The following is a 3,513-nucleotide window of genomic DNA, read 5'->3' as shown; positions in this document are numbered from 1 at the left end:
CGTGCGGACAGACGCGCGTCCGGCCGTCCGGCCCCGCCTGTCTGCCGGGGTCAGGCGCTTGTCACGCAGATCGTGCTCCTGCCGTCGTCGACGTCCCACGACCAGTAGATGTTCCGGTCGTAGGCGCCCTCGCGGCAGTTGGACGTCTTCTTGTAGTAGCCGGTGATCTGGAGCACCTCGTTGTACCCCTTGGGCACCTTGTCCGCGCTGCAGTTCCAGATGCCCATCACCTCGGCGTCCGTGATGTTGTCGCCGGACCGCTCGGCCACGAAGCACTGGCCTTTGCGGAATTGACGGCTCACGCAGAGCACCCGGCTCTTCAGGTCGGCCTGCAGGAAACGGGCCCACAGGTGCCTGCCCGGCCCTCGGGGGCAGTCGCTCACCGAGTCGGTGACCGAGTCGACGCGCACGTACGCGTCCCCGGCGTCGCAATCGACCCGGACCGGCAGCGGGGTGCTCCATCCACCGCCGTTGTTGTACGCGCTGAGGCAGTCGCCGCCGCGCACCGCGGCGAAGACGCGGTCCTCCGCGCTCGGGGTACGGGTGGGCGTGGGCGGTGGTGTGTAGCGGTACGAGGGGGAGCCCGACGTCCCCGAGCCGCTCCCTGAGTTGTCGAACAAAGCGGGCGCGATGTAGTTGAAGAAGAAGACGACCCCGATGATGCCGAGGACCACCCGGCCGAAGAAGGAAACGAGGCCGGAGCCCTTGGAGGCACCGGGGGCGTTCGCCTCGGGCGGGTTCCCGGCAGGCGCCGGGACCGTGCGCCCGCTCGCCGCCCGGGCGGGAGCCGCCGCACCGCGGGTCTGCCGCCCGCGGGCCTCCGCCGCGGCCCGGGCGCCCGCCTCCCGTGTCCGGGCGGCCCGTGCCTCCCGGTCCGCCCGCGCCCTTTCCGCACGCTGCAGCCGTGCCTCGCGGGTCTGTGTGTAGACGCGGGTCGCGTCCGGAGGGGGCACGGCACGGGTGCGCTGGTCGACGGTCGGGGCGTCGGGCGGTGCGGGCGAGGGGGCTGCCGTGTCCTCACCGCCGCGGCGCAGTTCGTCGCCCTGCTGCTCGTAGGCCCTGATGATCGAGGTCCACCGCGGCGGCAGCCAGCGGGCTCCGCTCGTCGACGTCGGCCGGCGCTCCAGCTCCGCCAGGAACAGCTCCAGCACGTCCTGCGGGCTCGGCCGCTCGGCCGGGTCCGCCGCGAGGCAGGGCAGGATCAGCGGCTTCAGCTCCTTGCCGAGCCCGGTCGCGTCGAGTTCGCCCCGCTGCACCCTCACCAGCAGCCGCAGGGTGTCCTCGCCCTCCGGGTAGGGCGGGCGGCCGACCGTGAGATGGAAGAGGGTGGCGCCCAGCGAGTACACGTCGGAGGCTGTGGTCGACGGTTCGCCGCGCGCCTGCTCGGGCGAGGTGAAGGCGATGGTGCCGAGCGTCAGGGTGGTGCGGGTGATGTCGTTGGCGTGGGAGATGCCGAAGTCGATCAGGCGCGGGCCGTTCAACGGCAGCAGGATGTTCTGCGGTTTGACGTCCCGGTGGACGATCTCCTCCCGGTGCAGGGCGACCAGCGCGTGCGCGGTGCCGGCCGCGACCCATCGAACGGCGGAGGCGGGCAGCGTACCGGCTCGTGACACCAGTTCGGCGAGCGAGGGCGCGGCGATGTACTCGATCGCCATCCAGGGCCGCTCGGCCGCCGGGTCGGCGTCGATGACCTTGGCCGTGTGGTCGCTGTCGATGCGCTGGGCGAGCCGCACCTCCCGCTCGAACCGGCGCCGGTCGACATCGCTGACGGTGCCCTCGGCGAGGAGCGTCTTGACGGCGACGAGCTTCTGAGCGGGGCCCCGTGCCAGATAGACACGGCCCATACCGCCGGACGCGAGCCGGTGCAGCAGCCGGTAGCGGCCCAGCCGCCGCGGATCGTCACCGCTCAGCGGCAGAAGCCGCACCCCGTCGTCGATCCCCGTCATGGCACCGCTCCCCCCGTCGCGACAGCAGAAGTGTGCGTCACCGCATCCGACAGTTCAACCAACCTGCCCTGCGCGAGGGGCTGTTCGGTCGGCCGGCCCTCCTTGTCCTCCTGTGCGGATGCTCTCGGACCGGTGCCTCGAGGACGGGCTTCGCCGTCGCCGCGCCGCCGGGACTAGAGTCGGCGGGTGCTGACATACGAACAGGTGCGTGACTGGGTCCGCGGCAGGTACGGCCCACGGCATGCCGAGCGGCGGATCACTGACATCGGGTACGCCTATTCGGTCAGCGCCCAGCCGGACGCGTACCTGGACGGGGACACGTCCGCGATGACGTACGGCAACGGGCCCGACCTCGTCGTGAAGCGGACAGGCGCCGTCTGGCAGTTCGGGTCCGGCCCCGCGCTGATGCCGCTGTACGACGTCCGTTCCGAGGACGAGCTGCGCCGGGCGATGGCGGCCCTGCTTCCCGGATGGGACCCGGACCGGCCGCACGCGACGGTCCCGCTGACGCAGGCCCGGCCGGGGTTCCCGCCGGTGGCGCCCGCGTATCCCGCGGGCCCGCCGGCCCCGGCCGCGTACCCGGCTGCCCCGCCCGCCTACCCCGGGAGTCCGCCGGCCCCGGCCGCGTACCCGGCCGCTCCGACTGCGTACCCCCTGGGGCCGCCCGCGCCGCCCGCCTACCCGGCGGCGCCGCAGGGGCCCGAGTTCGTCGCCGCCGACGCGGACAACGCGGTTCTCGTCGACGCGGTGGGCGTCTCCTTCGACCAGCGGGACGTCGTCACCGACTTCGCCTGGCAGGACGTCCACGCCGTCCACCACACCGTCCGCGGTCTGTGCCTGCTGGTCGGAGTGACGCACCGGAACGGCGTGTTCCATGAGTGCCGGGTCGGCGCCGGCCGTCAGAAGACGCTCCGGGAGTGGTCGCAGCAGCTCGCCCTGACGCTCGGCCACTACCGAGGCGGCAGCCCCGGCATGTGACGCCCGGCGGAAGGCTCCGGGTCAGCCGAGGCAGAGGACGAGCAGGCACACCTCGGTCGGGGAGGTCGTCGCCGTGTCGGCCGGCCGGGTCTGCGGCTCGTCGGCCCCGGAGCCCGATGTGGCGGGCGCGGTGGGGGTAGGCCGTACGGTGGGCGCCGTGGTCGCCGGCTCGGTGACCGGCGGGGCGGGGGCCTTGGTCGGACGGGCCTGCGGGGCCTCGGGGGCGGCGGACACGGTGTGCGCCGGCACGGCCCGGTCGGGCGCCGCGGTGGGAGCCGACGAAGCCGGCGCGGTCCGCGGGGCGGAGGTCTCGGACGGCCGTGGCTCGGGAGACCTCGTGGCGCGTTCTCCCGGTTGTGCGTGGGCCGCGACGGGCCGGCTCTTCCGGGCCTCGTCGGGGACCACCGGGTCCGGTGCGGCGGCCGCGCTCGCGCCGCCCTTCCCGGAGTCGGTGGGCAGCGCGGCGATCGTCAGCGCGCCGCCGACGATCGCGAGCGCCGTGCCCGCGGCGGCCCGCCGCTTGTTCTTCTTCCAGCGGGCCAGTTGCCGCCGCCGGGCGGCACGGCCCTGTCCGGTGGACGTGCCGGCG

Annotated in this window: 2 protein-coding genes and 1 pseudogene; 1 reads left to right on the top strand and 2 read right to left on the bottom strand. The window is 74.2% G+C overall.

From position 1 onward, the window contains the following. Positions 1-50 precede the first annotated feature (50 nt). Positions 51-1,946, bottom strand: a complete 1,896-nt coding sequence (locus ACWGH4_RS32425; protein WP_453467164.1) for a serine/threonine protein kinase — start codon at positions 1,944-1,946, stop codon at positions 51-53. 186 nt (positions 1,947-2,132) lie between these two features. Here ACWGH4_RS32425 and ACWGH4_RS32420 point away from each other — a divergent pair, with 186 nt between their 5' ends. After that, on the top strand, positions 2,133-2,924 hold the full coding sequence (locus tag ACWGH4_RS32420) for a hypothetical protein (protein WP_453467162.1): 792 nt from the start codon (positions 2,133-2,135) through the stop codon (positions 2,922-2,924). A gap of 21 nt (positions 2,925-2,945) precedes the next feature. Here ACWGH4_RS32420 and ACWGH4_RS32415 read toward each other — a convergent pair. Then, a pseudogene (locus ACWGH4_RS32415) lies at positions 2,946-3,513 on the bottom strand (hypothetical protein); the annotation flags it as partial.

The organism is Streptomyces sp. NPDC054847 (assembly GCF_053610925.1).
This window is presented reverse-complemented; position numbering and strand designations above follow the sequence as displayed.